This window comes from Colwellia sp. BRX8-5 (genome assembly GCF_014077325.1).
Taxonomy (GTDB): domain Bacteria; phylum Pseudomonadota; class Gammaproteobacteria; order Enterobacterales; family Alteromonadaceae; genus Colwellia_A.
In genome coordinates this window covers 162,239-182,190 of record NZ_JACGVR010000006.1, presented here as the reverse complement: position 1 = coordinate 182,190, position 19,952 = coordinate 162,239, and the positions used below count along the sequence as shown (strand labels likewise).

Genomic DNA, 19,952 nt, shown 5'->3' with positions numbered 1-19,952 from the left:
TTTGCCGTTCAATATTCGTAACCAACAGAGGCATATTCCACTTATCAAATATAGTAAACTAATCGATTGATAAATGGATTGGTCCAACTATAAGCCATTCAAGCAGGACAAATAACAGCTGGCTACTTGCTCCTTCGTCGCTTATTTTAGCCAACAATTATTTGCCTCTTAATGGGGCGTTAGGAGACTTGATTAAATGAGCGTAGGTTCGCAGATTGAAAAATTCTATCAAGAGGTATCAGAAAAGCAATATTTATGGTTTGGTGAATTCCCAGACGGAACAATGCTTGAGTTTGATGTTTCTGATAACCGAGTATCTCTTCCTGTTTGGTCTTCTAAATCTAGAATCGTTAGATTGAAAAAATTAAATTCAGATTTATTATCTGAAATCGAACCCAGAGAAATGTCTTGGGAAAACTTTAAAGAACATATGGTTCCGATTCTAGAAGACAAAAACCGACTAATTAATCTAAACTTGAGCGGTAAAAACTTAACAGGTTTTGATTTAGAAATTAGTTCTTTAATTAGAAACTTAGAGGCTCGCATAAGCGTCTCCTAACAAGCTATTCAAGACGGACGCTAAACAGTTGGCTAGCTTCGTTCCTCGCATTTTAGCCAACAATTTATCGCCGCTTAATAGGGCGTTATAAGCCCTATAGGATCTTCGGTGAACTCTAAACTACTGGATTATAAATTAACTTTTACATTATCAATTTTAATGATGTATCCCGGAGTCGCTTTTCTTTTGGTTTCAAATCAGAGGATTGAAAAGCTTTTGGTTTTTACGCTTGCTGTACTTATTGGAGGCTTCCTTTTCTATCAAAGTTATAATATCTTTAAAAGCGTTCAAGGGTTCTTGAAAAGGTTTTTTATTTCAACATTTCTTGTTAGTGGTTCTTTATGTATTGTTGCAATCACACCTGAAGCTAAAAATGCATCCGCTGGTGCTTTTTTGTTTTTGTTTATTCCAAGTTTGTTTATATCAATCTATCTTTTGTACAAGTCCAAGCCTGCGTTAAAAGTTAAAGCATTGTACAAACGGGCATATAACAAGCCACTCAAGCAGGACAAATAACAGTTGGTTTTGTTCGCTTCGCTCTCTATTATAACCAACTATTATTTGCCTCTTAGTGGGGCGTTAGAAGCCAGTGAATGAATCTAGCTCAGAAGTATTTAAAATTTATAAATGACGGGAATGCTCTTTGGACTGAATTATTAATTATTCTTCCAACTTGTATTACTACATATTTATTATTTCCTGAAATCGAATATACTCTTAAACTAATTATCAGTGGCATCTTATGTATCTCTATCGTAATTATTCATTTTAGTATTGGTATTTATTCACTCATAAAAAGGGATTATGCAAGCTTCTTAAACTTCGTTGTTCTACCAATATTTATTGGTGTTTTTATGTTGGTATTTGGTTACAGGTAAATGGCTTCTAACAAGACATTAAAGCAGGAAAATTTACAGTTGGCTGTTTTCACTGCGTTCAACATTTTAGCCAACTACAAATTTCCTCTTAATGGGGCGTTAGCTACCAAGGAAGTGTTGTGGAGTTTATCCCAAAATATTTAGCTCAAAAATTTAATTTTTTTGAATCTATTTCAGTCCCAAAGTTCTTTTTACTTTTCTTTGGTGTATTCCTTATCATTGCTATCATATCAACGCTGCTGGGTGAGTATATCGCCAATATCTTAGCTCCAATTTTTGGCTCTTTAATTTTAATTTGTTTTGCTGGTTTTGTGTCAGCTCAGCATTTTTCTAGAAAACCTTGGATTCCATCAAGCCCTCTAATTGTTCAATTTACTTCGCAGGCATGGTTTAATTATGTGCTGTCGTTATTGTCTTTTGTTCGCCATTGGGGTGTTTTAGTTTTTGTAAATGTAGCAATGATTATGGTTTTGTTTATAAATGTAGCTGCTATTATGCAGGCAATTGGTAGCTAACAAGTTACTCAAACGGACGCTAAACAGTTGGCTAGCTTCGTTCCTCGCATTTTAGCCAACAATTTATCGCCGCTTAATGTGGCGTTATATTTTAAAGGAGTTTACTTGATTTATGGAGCCTGATTTTAGTTCTTATACATACAATGAGCTTCTTGATGTGGTGGAACATATTGATAAAGATGCATACCCTGAAAGATATTCAACAGTAATTAACTTGATTAAGGCTCGTGATTCGAATCATGAAAAGAAAACTATGCCTTTGGCATTCTATGATTCTAAATGCTTTACTAAAAAAGGTGAAATTGAACAATTGGCGATTGTTTTAACACCTCACTTGATTCATGAGTATAAATTCCAAGAGTTTTACAACTTTAAACAAGTTAAATTAATTATTGCAAAAGCAACAGCAGAAACCAGTCCCCAGTTGCATTACGCATATGCAATGTTTTGTTCACCCGACGATTTCTATCAATATTATGACAAACAAACATTCGACTATCAGTTTCTCAGGCTCGAAGTTTCATCATTATTTTTTGGTGAACCTATGCTTTTTACAGTTAGATTATTAGTTAGGTTTGCTAACGGGGAAAATATGAAGGGTAGTTATCGACTTCATAAATATACTCATAATGGGCCATCTGGTGGGGGTGGTGCTAGTATGATTAATTAAGTTAGATATTTAAAATATAACAAGCCACTCAAGCAGGACAAATAACAGTTGGTTTTGTTCGCTTCGCTCTCTATTATAACCAACTATCATTTGCCTCTTAGTGGGGCGTTATACGTACAGGAGGGTTTTGTGCTAGATGAAATAATTTTGCAGCTTAAGGATAAAAAGTCACCTAAACGACGCTCTGCGACTAAGAAATTACGTAAACTTAAAAATATTGATGCTGGCCCCTTTCTATTAAGTGCCTTAAAAGAAGAACTTAAAGATTTACGTACTTGGGAAACTCAGTATCAAATGATTATGGCCATTGGAGAATGTGGCTATAAACCTGCGCTGGAATTCCTTCAATCACTTGCACACCAAACTTTCGAAGCGACAATGGTTTATGTCGCTATAGGTGATGCAATCCAAAGATTATCTATGCAAAATGAACAGGATGTTACAACGATATTTGAAGCCATAGATACAGAAAACGACATGCTTATTGACGGAGCTATTCGAGCAATGGCAATGCTTAAAGTAGTGCCAGTGAATCTAGATATAGAAAAAATAATTAATTATGTTGCCGCTAAAAACAACAATGATGGAATGCACTTTTGGGTCTTAGCTGCTGCTCCAGGTTGGTCGGGGAAAAAGGTTGATGAGTATTTAGCTTTTTGTTCAACGTCAAAACGAGACGAGATAATAGATGCTGTGGAGTTAGCCCGGAAACAAAAATATAAAAAATGGTTTCCGTTGTAGGTACGTATAACAAGCCACTCAAGCAGGACAAATAACAGTTGGTTTTGTTCGCTTCGCTCTCTATTATAACCAACTATTATTTGCCTCTTAGTGGGGCGTTAGTTTGCAGGGATAGCATGTGCTAAATAAAGAGTTGAGTGAACAATTAAAGAAAGCTCATTTTAGCCTCAATGAGCTACTGAAAGTTGAACCCGATAGTGAGCATAAGGTGTTACTCGACCTCTATCGTGATGTTGAGTTTGGATTAAAGGATGTAGGTGAATATCCTACTGCACGTCATCTATTTTGGAGTAATCCACAAAATGACCTGGAAAAAAACTGTCTCAATGATGCAGTTTTGGTATTCCACTTATCAAATATAGTAAACTAATCGATTGATAAATGGATTGGTCCAACTATAAGACGTTCAAACGGACAAAAAACAGTTGGCTGTTTCACTCCGTTCACAATTTTAGCCAACAATTTTTTGCCGCTTAACGTGGCGTTAGAAGTTTTATCAAGGATGGTGTTCAATTGAAAAATTTACTTATTCTCATCGTTATTTGTGGAGCGGCATGGCAGTTCTACTTTAAAGACAGCTCCATTGTTGAAACCACTCACAAAAAAACTGTATCTGAATTCTCAAATAGTGATGCTATGAAAACATTAGCTCAAGCTAAAGAGATAGCTAAGCCTAAAGTTGCTTATAAATGCGATGGCAGGCAGCATTGTTCTCAAATGACTTCATATGAAGAAGCAAAGTATTTTATTCGTTACTGTCCTAATACTAAAATGGACGGTGATGGAGATGGTATTCCGTGCGAAAGACAGTTTAATAGGTAGGGTGCTTTCAAACTTCTAACAAGGCGTTCAAACGGACAAAAAACAGTTGGTTGTTTTCACTCCGTTCAACATTTTAACCAACAACTTTTTGCCGCTTAATGTGGCGTTATGTGTAAATCATGAATAGTGAGCTTCGAAAAATAATCTCCGACTTCCAAAATAAAGTCGTAGAAGCCAACGAGCTTCTAAAGAAGTTTCTTGATACTGACAAGCCTCACAATTGGGGGGTGTCGATTGAACAGGTAGGTATGCTTGGAGGTAAGCATAAATACTTTTTCCACGGCGTAGGTTGTAAGGTTGAAATCAGCAAGAAGAATGTAGTCGATTTCGACTATGGCTCCAATGGGCGTATTGATGGTTTCGATGAATGGAGACTATGTGGTTTTGTTAATACGCGTAAAAAGCAATACCCCAATGTTCAAGAAAGTCACATTAAACAAAGGTTTCAAGAAGCTATTGAGGCCAAAGAAATAAAGAAAGCGGATTCGAGAGAATATGGCAACTTATACTATCTCGTGGCAAACACATAACAAGGCAATCAACTACGCGCCGGTTATTGCGGCGTTAGCATACTTTAATTAGAATCGTGGTAATCAATATGGAACATTTAAATGAAATCAATTTGTAAAACTATTCTTTTAGGACTCCTTTTAGTTGGAGTGTCGTCTTGTTCTGATAGTGATCAACAACCAGATCCTGATTTCGTCCCCAAAAATATCAATAGTACCTTTTCTAAATCAAATAGCCCTGTTGTTCTTATTGATGAAGCTCATAATAACTTCCTTACAAAAAAGGGCAGATACAAGCCTTTTTCTCAAGTTCTGTCTAGTGATGGTTATACTGTGAAATCTAGTAAAGAAAAGTTCACTTTAACTTATTTAAAACAAGCGGATATATTGGTAGTCGCAAATGCACTAGATAAAAATAGACAGGACTGGAACCCTCCATTCGGAGATGCATTTGACGAAGGAGAAGTTGAAGCCGTTAAACAATGGGTATCACAAGGTGGTTCTCTTTTTCTAGTTGCCGATCACACACCTTTTCCAAAAGTTATAGAAAAACTATCATCTGCTTTTGGTTTTGAGTTTAGTAATGGTCATGTCCGTGACGCCTTATTTCGCTTAGATAATAAATCCCTTATAGAACATTCAATAACCCAAGATATCACTCAAGTTAAAACATTTGGTGGTTCCGCTTTTCAAATACCTGAAAGTGCACAGCCCCTTTTAACTCTAGGTAAAGGAGCCACATCTGTTGTGCCCGAGATACCTTTTCAAGTAAATGGCAAAACTCCAAGAGTATCAATGAATGGCTGGTATCAAGGAGCAGTTTTGGAAGTTGGAGAAGGTCGAGTTGCAGTGTTTTCTGAGGGGATGACGTTCTCATCGCAAGTTACGGTTTCAACGGGTAAAAAATATGGTTTAGTCTCAGATGGTGCGGAACAAAATGAACAGTTTCTTCTAAATGTCATGCATTGGCTGTCAAAGAAAATTTAAACGACAGGTGTACCCAGTATGCTAACAAGTCACTTAAAAGGACAAATAACAGTTGGCTATTTGCTCCTTCGTCGCTTATTTTAGCCAACAATTTTTAGCCGCTTAATATGGGCGTTAGTTGCCTTATGCCATCACTTGTAGCGCATTAATCAAATTTAAAGTAAACTGTAAATATACGACCGCATGTTAGGAGATGTTATGAAAGCTTTATTAGGTAATCTAGCCAAGAAAATAAAAGGCGATCCTTCTGGAAGTGAACAGTTGAGAGCTTTTATATCTAGTAGCTCAAAAGAGTACGAAGTTATCACCTTGTCAAACGGTAAAAAATATCGAGTTTCTACTTCTCCTAAAGAGAAAGCCGTGGCATGAATATAGCTTTTCCTGCTTTTTTTATTTTAGTACTTATTATTCCCGGTTTTATATTCCAAAACTCTTACGAAAAACTAGAAAATACAAGTATAGAAAAAAAGCCATTTGATGTTTCTTCATCTTTGGCTTTTTTTTATGCGCTAATTTTACATGTTTTTTTAATTGCTGTTGTAGTACCTCTATCAGGTAACGAAATTAATTACGATATTTGTGTAAAACTATTAACTGGCTCTAAATCAATCTCTGCATCTGATTTAGGAGCTATAAGCGGTAACATCACTAAGATTATTTTATATTTTTCTAGTTCTTTTTTACTTGCGTATATATTTGGGAAATTTTTTCAAAAAATAATTTTTTATTTTAATCCCTACAAATCATCAAAGTATGCTTTTGACACTCCATGGTACTATGAGCTTACAGGTAAATTATCTGAAACTCAGGACGCAGAATTAATTAAATTATCCTGCTTAGTTGAGTCTAATAATACATCCTTCTTATATTATGGTGTTCTTGAAGATTTTTATCTTGATTCTAATGGGCAATTGAATCGAGTTGTTTTATCTGGTGCAATGAGAAGACCAATAGAGTCAGACGATTCTGAACCAACAACCCCACCAACTACACGTTTTTATGAAATAAAGGGAGATCGCCTTATCCTCAAATATGAAGACATTAAAAATATAAATATTGAATACCTTTATATTATTGAGGAAGAGTAGGCAACTAACAAGTTGCTCAAACGGACACAAACAGCTGGCTGCGCTCGTTCCTCGCTATTATAGCCAGCCATTTTTAGCCGCTTAGCAAAGCGTTAGCTGTACAAGGGAAGTTGTGTTTAAAATTCTAAAGTATTTAATAATCACAGTCCTATTTTTTGTTTCAGTTACATATTTATATGTATTTCGTGAGCAGGATATAATAGTCGATTTTATTCCTCCACAGTTTGAATTTTGCGATAAACTCATTTCTAAAGGTGATGCTGAGTACGACGCTTTAGTTTTACTTTTAAATAACAATAAAAGTGGCTGGGTTTCTTCGTTTGTCAGCTATGCTCCAAGCCAAGTTTATTACTCCCCAGCTTTTAGTGTTAATATTTTAAATAGTAATGTTGTAGTTTCATATAAAACTGACAATGGTTTCCCTCAATTAGTAAAAAAAATAAAACATGACTTGGGTAGTGTATGTGCAAAGTACAGCTAACAAAACCTTCAAACGGACAAAAAACAGTTGGCTGTTAATTGGGCGTTAGCCGTATAGTTGTAACCTCGAACTTTTGTGATACTATAGTGATACATTATTTGCGTTCTAAATAGGATTTATCATGAGAGTTGAACTTGTTACGACACTTAAGCGTCAAGCTACAAAAATTTTAGCTGAACTTCACATATCCAAAGAACCTGTGTTAATTACTGAGCATGGGCAACCATCGGCATATTTAGTTGATGTTGACGATTATGAATTTATGCAGCAAAGAATGGCAATTCTTGAGGGTGTTGCACGCGGTGAGCAAGCAATTAAAAGCGGTAATACATTCTCGAATCAAGAAGCAAAAGAGAAAATGAGCAAATGGCTGAAATAATTTGGACATCTCCAGCTCTTGATGATTTAAATGATATTGCTGAGTATATTGCTTTAAGTAATATTGATGCGGCTAAGAAATTGACTCACAAAATATTTGACAAAATATCTAGGTTAGAAGACCATCCTGAATCAGGTAAAAGACCACTTGAATTAACTAACTTAAATTACCGTGAAGTTAATGTTAATCCTTGTCGTATTTTCTATAAAGTGGATAGCGACAAAGTTTATATATTACATGTCATGCGTCAAGAGCGAGATCTTCGTAGATTTCTTCTACAGAGCTAAATACCGCTAACAAGGCGTTCAAACGGACAAAAAACAGTTGGCTGTTTCACTCCGTTCACAATTTTAGCCAACAATTTTTTGCCGCTTAACGTAGCGTTATAAGCCCGTAATAGCAAAGTCGATCGCTGCAATAATCTCATCTCTTAATGATTCAACCGAGCCAACAGGGCTTTTGAGTAAATTTGCTGGCATCGATGAAATCTGAGGAGTGAGTAAAATGAATTGTTCATTTTCATATTCTATCGCTGGAGTTAAGCCATTCATTTTTTCATTTCTAAAATGACTAAGCTTCCCTAAAGGGAGCACAATTCTAGTTGCAATATCGCTAATTAACGCATTTTGGATATCAATTATATAAGGATATGCTTCTCTGCTTTTTTTACTTGGGTTTATGTATACATCAAATTGTGCCATTAAAATTCTCTAAATTCGTCACCAAAACAGCCATTTTCATCTACAAAATCATTGTAGGCTTTTATAGCGTTTTTATTTTCTTTTACCCATTTTTTAGCTTCAATACTTTTCAATTTATCTTTTAATGCTTGCTCTAAAGTTGCAGATAAATTAATGTTAAGTGCTCTTGTTCTTTTTAGTAAGTCACTATTTAGACTAAGGTTTGTTGCTTTTTTAGGTGCTTTAAGATCGTATAATGCTTGCATAGTATGTCTCCAAGTAATCATTACGTTTATTATGCGCACTCTAATGCGTATTGTAAAGGGCATATAACAAGCTATTCAAACGGACGCTAAACAGTTGGCTAGCTTCGTTCCTCGCAATTTTAGCCAACTATCATTTGCCTCTTAATGGGGCGTTATATTTTTTGGTCAAGTCAGGTATATCTTACACATTTTTACATTTCCCCAACATTAATCGAACATTTTAAAGTTCAACTCTAGATATTATGCTCTAAGTTATTTAGTCAACAATTTTTAGCCGCTTAACAGGGGCGTTATATTTTAAATCATCATATGGAGTAATTATGAAAAAAAATAGTTTAATTTTAAGTGTACTTTTAGTGGGGATCACTGCTTGTTCAACGGTTACTATAAAACCGGAAGGGCAAAATAAACTTGTCAATAAACCCACATACCAAGATTCAAAACCATTTTATTTATGGGGGCTATCTGGAGAACATCGTGTTGATGTCCTGAAAGTTTGTAACAAAAATGAACCATTGCAAATGCAATCACAACAAACATTTTCTGATGGTGTTTTAGCATTAATTACACTAGGTATTTATGCACCACATACAGTGAAAGTTTGGTGTCCTAAGGAAGAATCATAATGAAAAACATACTGTTAGGCGTTTTATGTGTTACTTTGTTTTCCGGTTGTTCAACAATCCATTTTGATAAAGGTGATCAAGTTAAATCAAATCAAACCACTCAATTATGGCATCATAACTTCGCCCTTTCTTTATATGAGGGCTCGCCAGTTGTAGACCTCCAAAACGAATGTGGTAACACGCCTTGGGCATCAGTAAAAACCGAATTAACTTTTATAAATGGTTTGGCTAGTGGTGCAGTAAATATGTTGGGACCAATTTGGTACCCAAAAACGGTTGAAGTATCGTGTAAATAAAATATAAAAAGCCATTCAATTAGGGCTTTGACAGTTGGTTAGGTTCCGCTTCGCTACACATTATAACCAACAATTAAAAGCCTCTTAATGGGGCGTTATAACTTTGGGATATCCTGTGTCTAATTTTAAAATTTGTTTTCTTTTGGTAATCATTATGGTTTATTCCTCACATGCACATGCACATGCACATGCTTATTCTGATTCTCAAGTAGTTGCTGATGGATTGGCAATCGATCTAATGGAAACTTTAGATCTAACTTTTCAGGTAATCCCAGAATATGATGAAACTGAAAATGTTTTAGCTGGTTGGAATGGAGATGAATTCCAGTACTTTGTCGCGTTTAGTAAATTACCGGCTGGTTGGCTTAATGCCGAAAAATGGATTTCTGGTTTTATTAGAGATATTAATGCTGCAAGTGAAACTGGTTCTTACAATCTATTAGATAAAGGTAACTACAAATCAAATGGGAAGTTTGATTTAAATTATATTGAAATTTCATTTATACCAAAGGGTGAACAAGAAACAAGGAAACAACTGGTTCATTTTATTACAGACCACAAAAATTCCTATTTAGCCTTTGCAACACCAACTTCGGATAACGGAGCGAACGTTCTTCAGTCGGAAGTCATTAGCATACTTAAAACATCACATTTACCTACTTCAAATATAATCCCTTTAGTTATTAAAAATGAAGATAAATACATTGGAATATGGAATGGGCAATATGTAGACAAAGACGATAAAGTTGTTCAAGTCATTTTTGAGTTAAAGGCAGATTTAACGTTTGCCCGTAAAGATTCAATAGAGGGCAAACAAGATAGCGTAAACTCAGGGGGGTTCTTTATTTCAAATAACAAAATTAGTTGGACGTACCTTTATGGTAAACCGACAAATCAAGAGAGCAGAACCAAAGAAACCAATACTATTTCTTCTTTCTCAGGAGATACTATGATATTAATCTTGGATAACTCAAATATTGAAATTGTGTTAAAGAAAGAAAGCTGATTGGTGTATAAAAGTTATAACAAGTTACTCAAACGGACGCTAAACAGTTGGCTAGCACTCGTTCCTCCTACATTTTAGCCAACAATTTCGCGCCGCTTAGCAGGGCGATATTTCAATAGGGACATTATGCGTATTCTGGTAGTTTTAATTTCATTACTCTTTCTTTCTGGTTGTATCGGTTTATCCGTTGGGTCATATGGAACATTCGAGTCTAAAAAAGAAAGTTTTAATCTTTCAGAGCAGCGTAACGAACAAGGATACGGTGAAAATAAATCATATTCTAAAGAGGAAGTAACATCTCTTTGGGGAAAACCAGATCAAATTAGTACCAATGGTTCTTGTGACGTACTCACATATCACGATGGTTATAATTGGTCTGGCGTTGGTGCTTTTGTTTTAATTGTACCAATTCCATTGGCGTTACCTACTGGAAATGACGAAACTAAAATTTACTTTCAAAACAACCAAAGCATAAAGTTAACTTCAGAATATGGGGAAATAACTGGGATGTTTGGTTATATGTGCGGCAGTAATAAGTGTGGTTTTCATGCAGGTGCTGTTAATACGGATAAAACTCGTATAATCCCTGTAACTTGGTGTAAGTAATTGAAATATAACAAGCCATTCAAGCAGGACTTTTAATGGGGCGTTAAATTTTTCTAGATAGCAGAGTTAACATCCATACTTTTATGCAGCACACGTACAATTAATATTTGATTTACTTTATGTTCTTTGTAATAAATTACGTGGCTAGCTTGAGGATATTTACTGTAACCCTCTCTGATGTAATCACAGTCTATTCCTAACTCTGGCTCCTCAGCTAATAATCGAAATGTGCTATCTAATATTTTTAAATAATCATTTCGTTGCGTGGTTCCCCATGTAAGTTGAGTGTATCGAGCTGTTTTAATTAAATCTGATTTCGCTTTAGCGGATAATACTAATTTTTCCATTAGTTATTTTCGTTATCTAATTCTGTTAATAAAGAATCATAACTGTAATCAGCTATACCGCTTTGTTCACCTTGAATAAGCATATTGCGTAAATTTAATAGTTTAGTTTCTTGATCTTCTAAAGCTCTTAACCCAGCTCGAACAATTTCACTCGCTGAACCGTAACGACCTGTGTTAAGTTGTTGGTTAATAAACTGATCAAAATGATCGCCTAGTGTGACGCTAGTATTTTTAGCCATAATGAAACCCTTGTTTGTACCAATATATATTAGATTATGGTATAAAAAATATAACAAGGCAATTAAACGGACAAAAAACAGTTGGTTTTTTCTCCTTCGTCGCTTATTTTAACCAACTATTATTTGTCCCTTAATGGGGCGTTATGAGTACTTATGGATTTGAGTAAACTATCAATCTTTGTCATTCCTTTCCTTATAATACTTATAGTTATGGAATTATTGTTGTACTTACGAATTGTAAAAGGCATACGTACTGAGATATTGGTAAGCATTTCTTTAACATTTTTATTTTCTGTTTTACTTTACTTGCTCACGCCTAATTATGGTTCAGCTAATGGTCTACTTACATTTATAAACCTAATCATAAATTTCTCTATTTTAATGTGTTTATTTATTGGATTGAATTTTTTGCTCATTAAAATAAAGTCGCAAATTGTCATCCAGTTATATGTTTTTCTTTGTACAGCTATCTCTGTACCTTTATTTTGGGTTATGTCATTGTATGTATCCTGTTACACAGGACAGGGTTGTTTGTAGGTTCTATAAGCCATTCAAGCAGGTCAGACTTTTAACCGTTGGTTAGGTTCCGCTTCACATTTTAACCAACAATTAAAAGCCTCTTTACGTGGCGTTTTATGCCAAGGAGTGGTTCAAGCCGGTGAGCAAATTAACACTGATCGAAGTTAAATTAAAAAGTGAGTACCTTTGGTTCTTTCGTATAGCTATGATTTTGGTTTCTCTTCCTTTTGTTTTTAATGTATACGAAACGTTAGCTACAAGTATTGCGCTTGATGGAAAGTATACTTTTGTCAAAGGCGAACATTGGGGCTATTACGCTTATTTATCTAAACATATGGCAATATCACTTTTGTTTTTTTGGCTTGGGACTTTTGGCTCTAAAGTAAAAACTAGTGACTAATTGGCATATAATAAGAAAACTAACAGGACTAAAAAATGCGAGCTGTTCACTTCACTCCATTATAGCCAACCATTTTTATCCTATTATTTGGGTGTTATACACATATGGAGTTAGCAGATGAATTCAAAGTTTAATATATTATATTTAGTTATCGCTTTAGTTGTTATGAATGGATGTAGCATTTATAGTGAAGATGATTATGGTGAAGCAGAAACAAATAAAATAGAATCATCATGCATCAATATGGAACCAGCTCAAGAAGCTAAATGTAAGGAAAGAGAGCAGACGTTAATAATCAGTTTAGGTGCTGATGAAAACTGTAATCATCCCTATGAATATGAAAGAAACAAATGTAAAAATGAAAAAGTAAAACAGAAAAAGCAACTTGATGAGTCACTTAATAAGCATGTGAAATAATAGGTATAACAAAGCATTCAAAAGGATTTGAGTATGTTGAATTAAAGGTGTTTATAAAGCGATTTATTGCTTTAGCTGTTCTATTTAATTTACCGCCAGTGATTACCCCACTTTTTGTATCTATTGTCACTTTTTGGGTCATATGTGCTGCATTTCTAGCTGGTATTAGCTTAATATTTTCACACCGTGGCAAAAATGCCTAACAATAAAATCATCAAGGACAAAAAACAGTTGGTTTTTTCTCCTTCGTCGCTTATTTTAACCAACTATTATTTGCCTCTTAATGAGGCGTTAGCTATACAGATCATATTTTGTGGCACTAGCTAAAATTTACAAAGGACAGCATGAACAATGAATACGAAAAATAAAAGTACAAAATTACCTCTAAATATTCGGCTTCTACTAGGTGCTTTTGCTGTTCCTTCATTATTTTTAGCGTATATGATTGGCACAATGGCATTGAAAGGTAATTACCAAGAGGTTGATTATTTCGAATGGATATATTCATTGCTTGGTTTTGTTGCCATTTATATCGCAATATCTGGAAAACGAGTGTTTTAGTTTTCGTCAATTGGAATGTGTAAATAGTGTATAGCTAAGAAGGCTTTCAAACGGACAAAAAACAGTTAGCTGTTTTAACTCCGTTCAACATTTTCGCCAACAATTTTTGCCCATTAACAGGGCGTTATGTGTTTAAGGTGTATCGACTATGGATTGTCCAAATTGCAACGAAAGAGCTATCAATTTTACAGCTTGGATCAGAGCTAGAAATGCATTCTCAACAAGGTGTATCAACTGTAATGTTCATCTGAAAGCTAATGCTTTTGTATATTTCAATTTTATAATTACTCTACTCGTTATGTTTTCATTATTTCCATATGTTAACGATGCATTAAATTATTTTGATTTACACATTGAAGTTTCAAAATTTAAAATTGTTGTTTTGCTACCTGTTATCTTTATAGGTACTGCTTTATGTTGGTTTTTTGGCGGTTACAAGGTCAAAGTAAACACATAATAAGCAACTCAATACGGACACAAACAGTTGGTTTTGCTCGTACCTTGCAAATTATAGCCAACTATTTTTAGCCGCTTAGTAGGGCGTTATGTAACTAGAAGAGTATCGTGATGGAATTAAAATTTGTTTCAGAAAAAACTATTAACGGGCTTAGTATTCGAACTGACAACGCAACAGAGATGGATCCTAATAAAGGTAAAATAGGAGCTTTGTGGCAAGCTTTTGATGAATCGGTTCCAGTGGATTATAAAAGTGGCGAAAGAGTATATGGTGTATATTCTAACTATGAATCAGACCACACAGGAAAGTTTACTGTTCTTGCTGGTTTTGACGGAACGTCTTTTCCATCGAATATAAATATGGAAAAGATAACTATTCCTGAAGCAAAATATCTTGTGTTTACGCATAAAGGCGAAATGCCTCAAATAGCTATTGATGCTTGGACAGAAGTTTGGAATTATTTTTCTAACGTTAAAGAAGAACATATAAGGCTTTATACAACGGATTTCGAGTATTACCCAAACGGAAATGAAATAGAAGTCCATGTAGCGGTTAAATAGTTACATAGTAAGCCATTTAACAAGGACAATAAACAGCGGGTTTTTGTCACTTCGTTCGTATTTTAGCTCGCTATTTTTTGCCCGTTAATTGGGTGTTATGTGCCAAAAAGGATTTAGGTTATGCCTGTAAATTTAAAGTTAAATTATGTAGAGTTTCCTGCTAAAGATATTCCAGCTACAAAAAAGTTTTTTGAGAATGCCTTTGGTTGGAGTTTTATAGATTACGGTCCCGATTATACTGCTTTTGCAAATGAAGGATTGGACGGTGGTTTTTATAAATCGGACTTATCATCAGTAACCTCAAACGGTTCTGCCTTGCTCGTATTGAAAACGAATGATTTGGAGCAAGCTCAATCAATTGTAGAGTCTTTTGGTGGCAAAATATCTACTCCAATTTTCTCATTCCCTGGTGGTAGTCGTTTTCACTTTATTGAACCTAGTGGTAATGAATTTGCTGTTTGGTGTTTATCTGGCACATAACAGGCGATTTAAGCAGGACTTTTATCAGTTGGCTAGGTTCCGCTTCGCTTCACATTTTAACCCACAATTAGAAGCCTCTTAATGGGGCGTTATGTTTACATTCAATTACCATCATAGTTAAATAATAAGGATATTATGAATCATTTAAATAAATTACACATATCATTGCTATTAGGCATGACAATCTCAACTTTATCTTCCCAATCATTTGCTAACAATAATATTGTAAAGTTCATTGATGAATTACCTCAAGAAATAGAGAACTTTACACCTGATAAATTGGAAGAAATGGGAAGCCCTTACGACAGAGATATTTTAGTTTTATCTGCAAAATATTCGTACCAGCAGGATAAGTGGCCTAGTGATGCAATAAAGGTAGCCTCAAAGCATATTAGGTTTAATATTTGTAAAGAAAAAGCAGGGCATTATGTTGACTTTCTAAAGGATACAATTAGAGCTAAAGAGTTCGGAGAACCATTTACTTTCAAGGATATTGTTAATTCAAATAATGGTTCTTATTTTATTTCAATCCCACTAACAGATATACAACGAGAACATCCAATTAAAGGGCCAATACAATTAGCTTTTGAACATGGGTGGAAAGATCAAGGTACATATAAAATAAATGATTATTTCAGCGCTTGTTTATCTATTCCTCTATCAGGATATATAAATGCTTTCAAACAACATGGTTTTTTTGTTGGTGCTTATTATAATTTGTAGATAGTGCTGTAAACATAACAAGTCGTTAAAACAGGACAAATGATAGTTGGCTTTTTCACTTCGTTTAACATTTTAGCCAACTATTTTGACCCGTTAATTGGGCGTTAGGTACACAGGACGTGAGGCGTATTCATCATGAATCGTATATTGATTCCAATAGTTATTCTTTTTGTTTGGCTTAGTCAAGCAGGCTCAAGTAGTTTAAAGAACATTGAATATGCAGAAATAGTTTCTGAACTATCGCGTACCTCGGAGCTTGGAGAATGCAAAATATCTGTAGATATCACCAGATCTTGGCCGTTCTCCTGGACAGCAAGGTCTGCGAGTATAAATGTAAAGACTCAGGATATGGCTTTAACTTCTTTTACTAGTAAGTTTAACGCGCCAGACAGATCATTCCTAAAATCCCATAATACCAATTATCATTTTACTTGGAGTCGTCAATTAAGAGACAGGCTTGTTGCATCTTTTGTCGATGTAGAGATACAACCAAATGGTAGCGTTTATGCTGTTACTATTGGTAATTGTCCTAACTATGCAGATAATAACGAATTAATAGGGAAATTAGAGTATTGTAATTCACCCGTACAGGTAATAAAGTGCACATAAAAGCTGTTTAAGCGGGACAAATTACAGTTGGTTGGTTCCGCTCCGCTTCACACTTTTGCCGCTTAACTAGGCGTTATGTGAATCTCATACTAAGGAGCACAAATGAATAAATTTATATCAATCGTAGCTGTTTTAATTACTTGTCTTTCAACAAATGTGGTAGCCAATGAAGATATGGTTGATTACGATAAATTTTTTCAAGCATACTATAAAGCAAAGGTAAAAACTCAACAGCCTAATGCTTCTAAAGAAGATTTAGAACATTACTTATCATTCTTAACTGATGATGTAGGCAATCAACATTTCCCTAATGCTCCCGATGATTCTAGAGAACCGGATGGGAAAGAAATGATGCGCAAAGGGATGACTCGTTATTTGGGTGTCCATACTAGTTATGATTCAAAATTAATAGCGTATATTGTTGGTTACAACTCAATTGCATTTAAGCATAAATTTTCTGCTAAAGGTCTACGCTCAGATGGTTCAGAATTTAGTTATAGCAAAGTGGTACTAGATGTTATTGAGTTAGAAAATGGTCAGGTATCCGTTATTCGCAGGTACGGTAAATAATTCACCTAACAAATTATTCAAACGGAAAAAACACACTTGGCTCTTAATGGGGCATTTTATGTTTAAACTTTTATGAAATTACTTGCAGGTTTTTGGTACACACTTGTTGTCGTTGTAATTCTTATTGCAGCTCTAATGGGGTATTTAGATGAATATACATATGTTAATTGGAATAAAGCTCATTTAGTTGAGAAAGTCGGTATCCCTATATTATTTATTACTGTTATTGGCTTTTGGACGTTAATGTTAGAAGACTTTATTGAAAATGATGATACTGATCATCGGATGCTAATTGGTTTTCTTTTGTATTTTCTAAATTTAATTGCCATATTAGTATACTTTTGGGTTGTAGTTTATCGCCGAAAAAACATATAACAAAGCATTAAAACGGACAAAAAACAGTTGGCTGTTTCACTGCGTTCACAATTTTAGCCGCTTAATGCGGCGTTATTTTTATTAATCAAGGATGGTGTTATGTTCAAAAAATCACTGCTTATTTTATTATCTTATCTCCCTATTTCTGCTTTTGGAGCTGAATTTGAGTTTTCACTTGGGGCAGGTTTTCAATATAGTGGAATTATTGGGACTCAGTTTTCAGTAAAACATCAAGATAGTAAATATTTCATGTCAGTTGGGTTACCTGGATATTCAATAGGAATGCAAACAATTGTTTCAGATGATGAATATCATTCTGTTGGTTTTTCACTTGGTGAAATTCAAGGTATCTTTGATGGAGATAGCCGATATGGTTTTATAACTTATAATTATCATTTGGAAGGTTTTAAAGACAGTGGCTGGGTTTTAGGAGCTGGAGTGGGTGTCTATGATGAAGAATCATATACACCATTATTTAGTAATCAGCGTATCAACCCTTCAAGAAAGGCTATGTTTACATTAGATGTTGGTTATAAATTCTAAATATAACAAATCACTTAAAAGGACAAGTTACAGTTGGTGGTCTCGCTCCGCTCACAGTACGCCAACCAAAGTTAGCCCCTGAACAGGCCTTATAGGTTATCGAAAATATGGAGTTTTGAATGAGTACAGTTAAAAATAATACGGAAGTTTATGAAGATTTTAAAATTAATGTAAAATTAAAGATTTCTGCGCTTTGGGTAGCGGTTATGTTTTGTTATGTTTACGGTGACTATATACAGATTTATGTACCTGGAATATTAGCAGATGCTATGGCAGTAAAAGTAACGGCTGAAACTCAATTAGAGTTTTTTGCAGTTGCTTTATTAATGGCAATGCCAAGTGTGATGATATTTTTTACCCTAGTGGTGCAACCTAAGATAAATCGTTGGTTGAATATAATATTGAGCACGCTTTATATAGTTATTCTTATTGCAACTAATTTGACAGAAACCTGGGTGTTTTACTTATTTTTAACAGCGATAGAGGTTTTAATCTCATTGGCGATTATTTGGTACGCGTGGAAATGGCCTAAAGCCGAAATACCACTAGCAAGTAATGTATAACAAGCTAATCCACAGGACTGAAAAGTGCAGGCTGTTCGCTTCGCGCCATTTTAAACAACAATTTATTGTCCGTTATTAGGGCGCTAGGTGAAATGGAGTTTACATGAAACTACTGGTAATATTATCGATGTTTGCATCATCAACATTCGCATCAAAATTTGACGTAGATACTTATTCTACTTCTTTGGATTTTGCTCAGTTTACACAGGTTCTCGCTACTAAGAAATCAAACGGTAGTTGGTGCTTTGCCACCTCAGTTCGGCACAATGACCAAGGGTGGGGGCATTACGCAGATGGTTGGGAAGTTATAGATTTAGACGGTAATAAACTTGGATACCGTCAACTTGCTCATCCTCATGATAATGAGCAACCATTTACTCGTAGCCAGTGTGATATAAAAATTCCATCAGAAATATCTAAGGTAATAGTAAGAGCCAAATGTAATGAACATGGTTTTGGCGGTAAGCCAATGGTTGTAGAATTGAGTGAAAATTAAGGTATTAACCTAAAAAGTGATTCAAACGGACGCTAAACAGTTGGCTAGCGCTCGTTCATCGAACATTATAGCCAACGATTATTTTTCGTATAGCAAGGCGTAGGTTTAAAATAAACTATGAGTCATAAAATTGAAATCATTGAAACTAATAAAATAATTAAAGTCACTTATAAAGGAGTTATGACTTTAGAAGAACGATTGTCTTCAGTTCATGAACTATGTTGTAATTTTAATGCTTTTAAGAGATTCAGATTGTTAATTGACGTTAGAAGTATAAAGCAAGAGATGACTAACGTTGAACAGGAAATTTTTGGAAAATATATAGCTACCAAAGAAGAGTTTAATATGGCCTCAGTCGCGGTGCTTGATAACATTGAAAAGCCTACGGATCAAATCGTAACTAAAGAAGCCGCTGAAATGGGGTATCAAATAAAGAAATTCAATAGTGAAAAAGAAGCATTAGCTTGGCTTGAAAATCAAACCTAACAAGCAAGTCAATACGAACAAAAAACAGTTGGTTGTGCTCGTTCCTCGCGAATATAGCCAACAATTTTTAGCCTCTTAATGGGGCGTTATATTTTAAGGATAAAATCTACCATGAGAGTATTAATCACAATTTTGTTAACTATGTTTTCTTTCTATACTTTTGCAGAGGAGCAAGGTGAAAAAGGTTTTAAAATGGATGTAAATGTATCTGGATTTTTTAGTCCTGAAGTAACTAAAGCTACTATCAAATCAGTTGTTCAAGGTTCTTCCGCTGAAAAAGAAGGGCTTAACGTTGGCGATGACGTAGTTGCAATTGATGGCTGTAAAATTCCTGGCTGTTCAGCTTCGACAGCTAAGAGCTCTTTACAAAAGAAAGTTGGTGATAATGTCGTTTTGAGTATGTTGAAGCCTAACGGTGAAACATATGAAGCCAATATCACTCTGCAATAAAAATATAACAAGTCGTTAAAGCAGGACAAATAATTGTTGGCTTTTGCT

General features: G+C 34.8%; 35 protein-coding genes and 1 pseudogene. 32 read left to right on the top strand and 4 right to left on the bottom strand.

Going from position 1 to position 19,952, the window contains the following annotated elements:
- Window positions 1-196 precede the first annotated feature (196 nt).
- The 14 genes and pseudogenes from H4J62_RS06775 (at window position 197) to H4J62_RS06710 (ending at window position 7,916) form a co-directional block, all read left to right on the top strand.
- Window positions 197-559: a DUF2750 domain-containing protein gene (locus tag H4J62_RS06775; RefSeq protein ID WP_182218437.1), complete on the top strand. Its 363-nt coding sequence runs from the start codon at window positions 197-199 to the stop codon at window positions 557-559.
- 108 nt (window positions 560-667) lie between these two features.
- Window positions 668-1,075 (top strand): hypothetical protein, encoded by a 408-nt coding sequence (locus H4J62_RS06770; RefSeq protein ID WP_182204867.1) that lies wholly within the window; start codon window positions 668-670, stop codon window positions 1,073-1,075.
- Between the two features lie 481 nt (window positions 1,076-1,556).
- Window positions 1,557-1,952 (top strand): hypothetical protein, encoded by a 396-nt coding sequence (locus H4J62_RS06765; protein ID WP_182218439.1) that lies wholly within the window; start codon window positions 1,557-1,559, stop codon window positions 1,950-1,952.
- Between the two features lie 112 nt (window positions 1,953-2,064).
- Window positions 2,065-2,622 carry a DUF6559 family protein gene (locus H4J62_RS06760; protein WP_182218441.1) on the top strand — a complete coding sequence of 186 codons (558 nt, stop codon included), beginning with the start codon at window positions 2,065-2,067 and terminating at the stop codon, window positions 2,620-2,622.
- A gap of 129 nt (window positions 2,623-2,751) precedes the next feature.
- Entirely contained in the window at window positions 2,752-3,363 is a 612-nt protein-coding gene (locus tag H4J62_RS06755) for a hypothetical protein (protein ID WP_182231319.1), read from the top strand.
- Window positions 3,364-3,481: 118 nt separating this feature from the next.
- Entirely contained in the window at window positions 3,482-3,733 is a 252-nt protein-coding gene (locus H4J62_RS06750) for a hypothetical protein (protein WP_182218445.1), read from the top strand.
- A 317-nt stretch (window positions 3,734-4,050) separates the two neighbouring features.
- Window positions 4,051-4,185 (top strand): annotated as a pseudogene (locus H4J62_RS06745) (excalibur calcium-binding domain-containing protein); the annotation flags it as partial.
- Window positions 4,186-4,304: 119 nt separating this feature from the next.
- Window positions 4,305-4,715 (top strand): DUF6896 domain-containing protein, encoded by a 411-nt coding sequence (locus tag H4J62_RS06740; RefSeq protein ID WP_182218447.1) that lies wholly within the window; start codon window positions 4,305-4,307, stop codon window positions 4,713-4,715.
- 81 nt (window positions 4,716-4,796) lie between these two features.
- Complete coding sequence (locus tag H4J62_RS06735) at window positions 4,797-5,681, top strand: DUF4350 domain-containing protein (RefSeq protein ID WP_182218449.1); 885 nt, start codon at window positions 4,797-4,799, stop codon at window positions 5,679-5,681.
- A 198-nt stretch (window positions 5,682-5,879) separates the two neighbouring features.
- Window positions 5,880-6,050, top strand: coding sequence for a hypothetical protein (locus H4J62_RS06730; protein WP_182218451.1), 171 nt, complete (start codon window positions 5,880-5,882; stop codon window positions 6,048-6,050).
- Window positions 6,047-6,769, top strand: coding sequence for a hypothetical protein (locus tag H4J62_RS06725; protein ID WP_182218453.1), 723 nt, complete (start codon window positions 6,047-6,049; stop codon window positions 6,767-6,769). Before H4J62_RS06730 ends, H4J62_RS06725 begins: the two co-directional genes overlap by 4 nt.
- Before the next feature lie 112 nt (window positions 6,770-6,881).
- Window positions 6,882-7,250: a hypothetical protein gene (locus tag H4J62_RS06720; RefSeq protein ID WP_182218455.1), complete on the top strand. Its 369-nt coding sequence runs from the start codon at window positions 6,882-6,884 to the stop codon at window positions 7,248-7,250.
- Window positions 7,251-7,371: 121 nt separating this feature from the next.
- Window positions 7,372-7,629 (top strand): type II toxin-antitoxin system Phd/YefM family antitoxin, encoded by a 258-nt coding sequence (locus H4J62_RS06715; RefSeq protein ID WP_182218457.1) that lies wholly within the window; start codon window positions 7,372-7,374, stop codon window positions 7,627-7,629.
- Window positions 7,617-7,916: a type II toxin-antitoxin system RelE/ParE family toxin gene (locus tag H4J62_RS06710; RefSeq protein WP_182218459.1), complete on the top strand. Its 300-nt coding sequence runs from the start codon at window positions 7,617-7,619 to the stop codon at window positions 7,914-7,916. Before H4J62_RS06715 ends, H4J62_RS06710 begins: the two co-directional genes overlap by 13 nt.
- 96 nt (window positions 7,917-8,012) lie before the next feature.
- On the opposite strand, the gene H4J62_RS06705 is transcribed toward H4J62_RS06710, so the two are convergent.
- Window positions 8,013-8,330 (bottom strand): CcdB family protein, encoded by a 318-nt coding sequence (locus tag H4J62_RS06705; RefSeq protein ID WP_182218460.1) that lies wholly within the window; start codon window positions 8,328-8,330, stop codon window positions 8,013-8,015.
- Entirely contained in the window at window positions 8,330-8,575 is a 246-nt protein-coding gene (locus tag H4J62_RS06700) for a type II toxin-antitoxin system CcdA family antitoxin (RefSeq protein ID WP_182218462.1), read from the bottom strand. Before H4J62_RS06700 ends, H4J62_RS06705 begins: the two co-directional genes overlap by 1 nt.
- Before the next feature lie 320 nt (window positions 8,576-8,895).
- On the opposite strand from H4J62_RS06700, the gene H4J62_RS06695 reads away from it, so the two are divergent.
- From H4J62_RS06695 to H4J62_RS06680, 4 genes are all read left to right on the top strand, one after another.
- Entirely contained in the window at window positions 8,896-9,201 is a 306-nt protein-coding gene (locus H4J62_RS06695) for a Bor family protein (RefSeq protein WP_182218464.1), read from the top strand.
- The gene (locus H4J62_RS06690) at window positions 9,201-9,497 is read left to right on the top strand and encodes a Bor/Iss family lipoprotein (protein WP_182218465.1); all 297 of its coding nucleotides are present in this window, start codon (window positions 9,201-9,203) and stop codon (window positions 9,495-9,497) included. Before H4J62_RS06695 ends, H4J62_RS06690 begins: the two co-directional genes overlap by 1 nt.
- Before the next feature lie 115 nt (window positions 9,498-9,612).
- Complete coding sequence (locus tag H4J62_RS06685; protein ID WP_182231318.1) at window positions 9,613-10,503, top strand: hypothetical protein; 891 nt, start codon at window positions 9,613-9,615, stop codon at window positions 10,501-10,503.
- A 126-nt stretch (window positions 10,504-10,629) separates the two neighbouring features.
- Window positions 10,630-11,109: a hypothetical protein gene (locus H4J62_RS06680; RefSeq protein WP_182218469.1), complete on the top strand. Its 480-nt coding sequence runs from the start codon at window positions 10,630-10,632 to the stop codon at window positions 11,107-11,109.
- Between the two features lie 53 nt (window positions 11,110-11,162).
- On the opposite strand, the gene H4J62_RS06675 is transcribed toward H4J62_RS06680, so the two are convergent.
- Window positions 11,163-11,456: a type II toxin-antitoxin system RelE/ParE family toxin gene (locus H4J62_RS06675; RefSeq protein WP_182218471.1), complete on the bottom strand. Its 294-nt coding sequence runs from the start codon at window positions 11,454-11,456 to the stop codon at window positions 11,163-11,165.
- On the bottom strand, window positions 11,456-11,695 hold the full coding sequence (locus tag H4J62_RS06670; protein ID WP_182218473.1) for a type II toxin-antitoxin system ParD family antitoxin: 240 nt from the start codon (window positions 11,693-11,695) through the stop codon (window positions 11,456-11,458). Before H4J62_RS06670 ends, H4J62_RS06675 begins: the two co-directional genes overlap by 1 nt.
- Before the next feature lie 658 nt (window positions 11,696-12,353).
- Here H4J62_RS06670 and H4J62_RS06665 point away from each other — a divergent pair.
- From H4J62_RS06665 to H4J62_RS06600, 14 genes are all read left to right on the top strand, one after another.
- A complete protein-coding gene (locus H4J62_RS06665) occupies window positions 12,354-12,614 on the top strand; it encodes a hypothetical protein (RefSeq protein ID WP_259364971.1) in 261 nt (86 codons plus the stop codon).
- Window positions 12,615-12,731: 117 nt separating this feature from the next.
- Complete coding sequence (locus H4J62_RS06660; RefSeq protein ID WP_182221971.1) at window positions 12,732-13,031, top strand: hypothetical protein; 300 nt, start codon at window positions 12,732-12,734, stop codon at window positions 13,029-13,031.
- 351 nt (window positions 13,032-13,382) lie between these two features.
- Entirely contained in the window at window positions 13,383-13,592 is a 210-nt protein-coding gene (locus H4J62_RS06655; protein ID WP_182218477.1) for a hypothetical protein, read from the top strand.
- 567 nt (window positions 13,593-14,159) lie between these two features.
- Window positions 14,160-14,609: a GyrI-like domain-containing protein gene (locus tag H4J62_RS06650; RefSeq protein WP_182215116.1), complete on the top strand. Its 450-nt coding sequence runs from the start codon at window positions 14,160-14,162 to the stop codon at window positions 14,607-14,609.
- Between the two features lie 120 nt (window positions 14,610-14,729).
- The gene (locus H4J62_RS06645) at window positions 14,730-15,089 is read left to right on the top strand and encodes a VOC family protein (protein ID WP_182215118.1); all 360 of its coding nucleotides are present in this window, start codon (window positions 14,730-14,732) and stop codon (window positions 15,087-15,089) included.
- Between the two features lie 135 nt (window positions 15,090-15,224).
- On the top strand, window positions 15,225-15,812 hold the full coding sequence (locus H4J62_RS06640) for a hypothetical protein (RefSeq protein WP_182215120.1): 588 nt from the start codon (window positions 15,225-15,227) through the stop codon (window positions 15,810-15,812).
- A 135-nt stretch (window positions 15,813-15,947) separates the two neighbouring features.
- Window positions 15,948-16,421 carry a hypothetical protein gene (locus tag H4J62_RS06635; protein ID WP_182215122.1) on the top strand — a complete coding sequence of 158 codons (474 nt, stop codon included), beginning with the start codon at window positions 15,948-15,950 and terminating at the stop codon, window positions 16,419-16,421.
- 102 nt (window positions 16,422-16,523) lie between these two features.
- A complete protein-coding gene (locus tag H4J62_RS06630) occupies window positions 16,524-16,991 on the top strand; it encodes a nuclear transport factor 2 family protein (protein WP_182215124.1) in 468 nt (155 codons plus the stop codon).
- 72 nt (window positions 16,992-17,063) lie between these two features.
- Window positions 17,064-17,366 carry a hypothetical protein gene (locus tag H4J62_RS06625; RefSeq protein WP_182215126.1) on the top strand — a complete coding sequence of 101 codons (303 nt, stop codon included), beginning with the start codon at window positions 17,064-17,066 and terminating at the stop codon, window positions 17,364-17,366.
- 99 nt (window positions 17,367-17,465) lie between these two features.
- On the top strand, window positions 17,466-17,909 hold the full coding sequence (locus H4J62_RS06620) for a hypothetical protein (protein ID WP_182215127.1): 444 nt from the start codon (window positions 17,466-17,468) through the stop codon (window positions 17,907-17,909).
- 119 nt (window positions 17,910-18,028) lie between these two features.
- Complete coding sequence (locus tag H4J62_RS06615; protein ID WP_182215129.1) at window positions 18,029-18,472, top strand: DUF6326 family protein; 444 nt, start codon at window positions 18,029-18,031, stop codon at window positions 18,470-18,472.
- A gap of 103 nt (window positions 18,473-18,575) precedes the next feature.
- Window positions 18,576-18,968: a hypothetical protein gene (locus H4J62_RS06610; protein ID WP_182215131.1), complete on the top strand. Its 393-nt coding sequence runs from the start codon at window positions 18,576-18,578 to the stop codon at window positions 18,966-18,968.
- Between the two features lie 117 nt (window positions 18,969-19,085).
- The gene (locus tag H4J62_RS06605) at window positions 19,086-19,454 is read left to right on the top strand and encodes a hypothetical protein (protein ID WP_182215133.1); all 369 of its coding nucleotides are present in this window, start codon (window positions 19,086-19,088) and stop codon (window positions 19,452-19,454) included.
- A 111-nt stretch (window positions 19,455-19,565) separates the two neighbouring features.
- A complete protein-coding gene (locus H4J62_RS06600; RefSeq protein ID WP_182215135.1) occupies window positions 19,566-19,904 on the top strand; it encodes a PDZ domain-containing protein in 339 nt (112 codons plus the stop codon).
- The last annotated feature ends 48 nt before the right edge of the window (window positions 19,905-19,952 follow it).

Coding starts and splice junctions, on each gene's coding strand:
- H4J62_RS06775 (WP_182218437.1), top strand. CDS start 197: ATGAGCGTAGGTTCGCAGATTGAAAAATTCTATCAAGAGGTATCAGAA.
- H4J62_RS06760 (WP_182218441.1), top strand. CDS start 2,065: ATGGAGCCTGATTTTAGTTCTTATACATACAATGAGCTTCTTGATGTG.
- H4J62_RS06740 (WP_182218447.1), top strand. CDS start 4,305: ATGAATAGTGAGCTTCGAAAAATAATCTCCGACTTCCAAAATAAAGTC.
- H4J62_RS06735 (WP_182218449.1), top strand. CDS start 4,797: ATGAAATCAATTTGTAAAACTATTCTTTTAGGACTCCTTTTAGTTGGA.
- H4J62_RS06730 (WP_182218451.1), top strand. CDS start 5,880: ATGAAAGCTTTATTAGGTAATCTAGCCAAGAAAATAAAAGGCGATCCT.
- H4J62_RS06725 (WP_182218453.1), top strand. CDS start 6,047: ATGAATATAGCTTTTCCTGCTTTTTTTATTTTAGTACTTATTATTCCC.
- H4J62_RS06715 (WP_182218457.1), top strand. CDS start 7,372: ATGAGAGTTGAACTTGTTACGACACTTAAGCGTCAAGCTACAAAAATT.
- H4J62_RS06710 (WP_182218459.1), top strand. CDS start 7,617: ATGGCTGAAATAATTTGGACATCTCCAGCTCTTGATGATTTAAATGAT.
- H4J62_RS06705 (WP_182218460.1), bottom strand. CDS start 8,330: ATGGCACAATTTGATGTATACATAAACCCAAGTAAAAAAAGCAGAGAA.
- H4J62_RS06700 (WP_182218462.1), bottom strand. CDS start 8,575: ATGCAAGCATTATACGATCTTAAAGCACCTAAAAAAGCAACAAACCTT.
- H4J62_RS06695 (WP_182218464.1), top strand. CDS start 8,896: ATGAAAAAAAATAGTTTAATTTTAAGTGTACTTTTAGTGGGGATCACT.
- H4J62_RS06690 (WP_182218465.1), top strand. CDS start 9,201: ATGAAAAACATACTGTTAGGCGTTTTATGTGTTACTTTGTTTTCCGGT.
- H4J62_RS06680 (WP_182218469.1), top strand. CDS start 10,630: ATGCGTATTCTGGTAGTTTTAATTTCATTACTCTTTCTTTCTGGTTGT.
- H4J62_RS06675 (WP_182218471.1), bottom strand. CDS start 11,456: ATGGAAAAATTAGTATTATCCGCTAAAGCGAAATCAGATTTAATTAAA.
- H4J62_RS06670 (WP_182218473.1), bottom strand. CDS start 11,695: ATGGCTAAAAATACTAGCGTCACACTAGGCGATCATTTTGATCAGTTT.
- H4J62_RS06660 (WP_182221971.1), top strand. CDS start 12,732: ATGAATTCAAAGTTTAATATATTATATTTAGTTATCGCTTTAGTTGTT.
- H4J62_RS06655 (WP_182218477.1), top strand. CDS start 13,383: ATGAATACGAAAAATAAAAGTACAAAATTACCTCTAAATATTCGGCTT.
- H4J62_RS06650 (WP_182215116.1), top strand. CDS start 14,160: ATGGAATTAAAATTTGTTTCAGAAAAAACTATTAACGGGCTTAGTATT.
- H4J62_RS06645 (WP_182215118.1), top strand. CDS start 14,730: ATGCCTGTAAATTTAAAGTTAAATTATGTAGAGTTTCCTGCTAAAGAT.
- H4J62_RS06640 (WP_182215120.1), top strand. CDS start 15,225: ATGAATCATTTAAATAAATTACACATATCATTGCTATTAGGCATGACA.
- H4J62_RS06635 (WP_182215122.1), top strand. CDS start 15,948: ATGAATCGTATATTGATTCCAATAGTTATTCTTTTTGTTTGGCTTAGT.
- H4J62_RS06630 (WP_182215124.1), top strand. CDS start 16,524: ATGAATAAATTTATATCAATCGTAGCTGTTTTAATTACTTGTCTTTCA.
- H4J62_RS06625 (WP_182215126.1), top strand. CDS start 17,064: ATGAAATTACTTGCAGGTTTTTGGTACACACTTGTTGTCGTTGTAATT.
- H4J62_RS06620 (WP_182215127.1), top strand. CDS start 17,466: ATGTTCAAAAAATCACTGCTTATTTTATTATCTTATCTCCCTATTTCT.
- H4J62_RS06615 (WP_182215129.1), top strand. CDS start 18,029: ATGAGTACAGTTAAAAATAATACGGAAGTTTATGAAGATTTTAAAATT.
- H4J62_RS06610 (WP_182215131.1), top strand. CDS start 18,576: ATGAAACTACTGGTAATATTATCGATGTTTGCATCATCAACATTCGCA.
- H4J62_RS06605 (WP_182215133.1), top strand. CDS start 19,086: ATGAGTCATAAAATTGAAATCATTGAAACTAATAAAATAATTAAAGTC.
- H4J62_RS06600 (WP_182215135.1), top strand. CDS start 19,566: ATGAGAGTATTAATCACAATTTTGTTAACTATGTTTTCTTTCTATACT.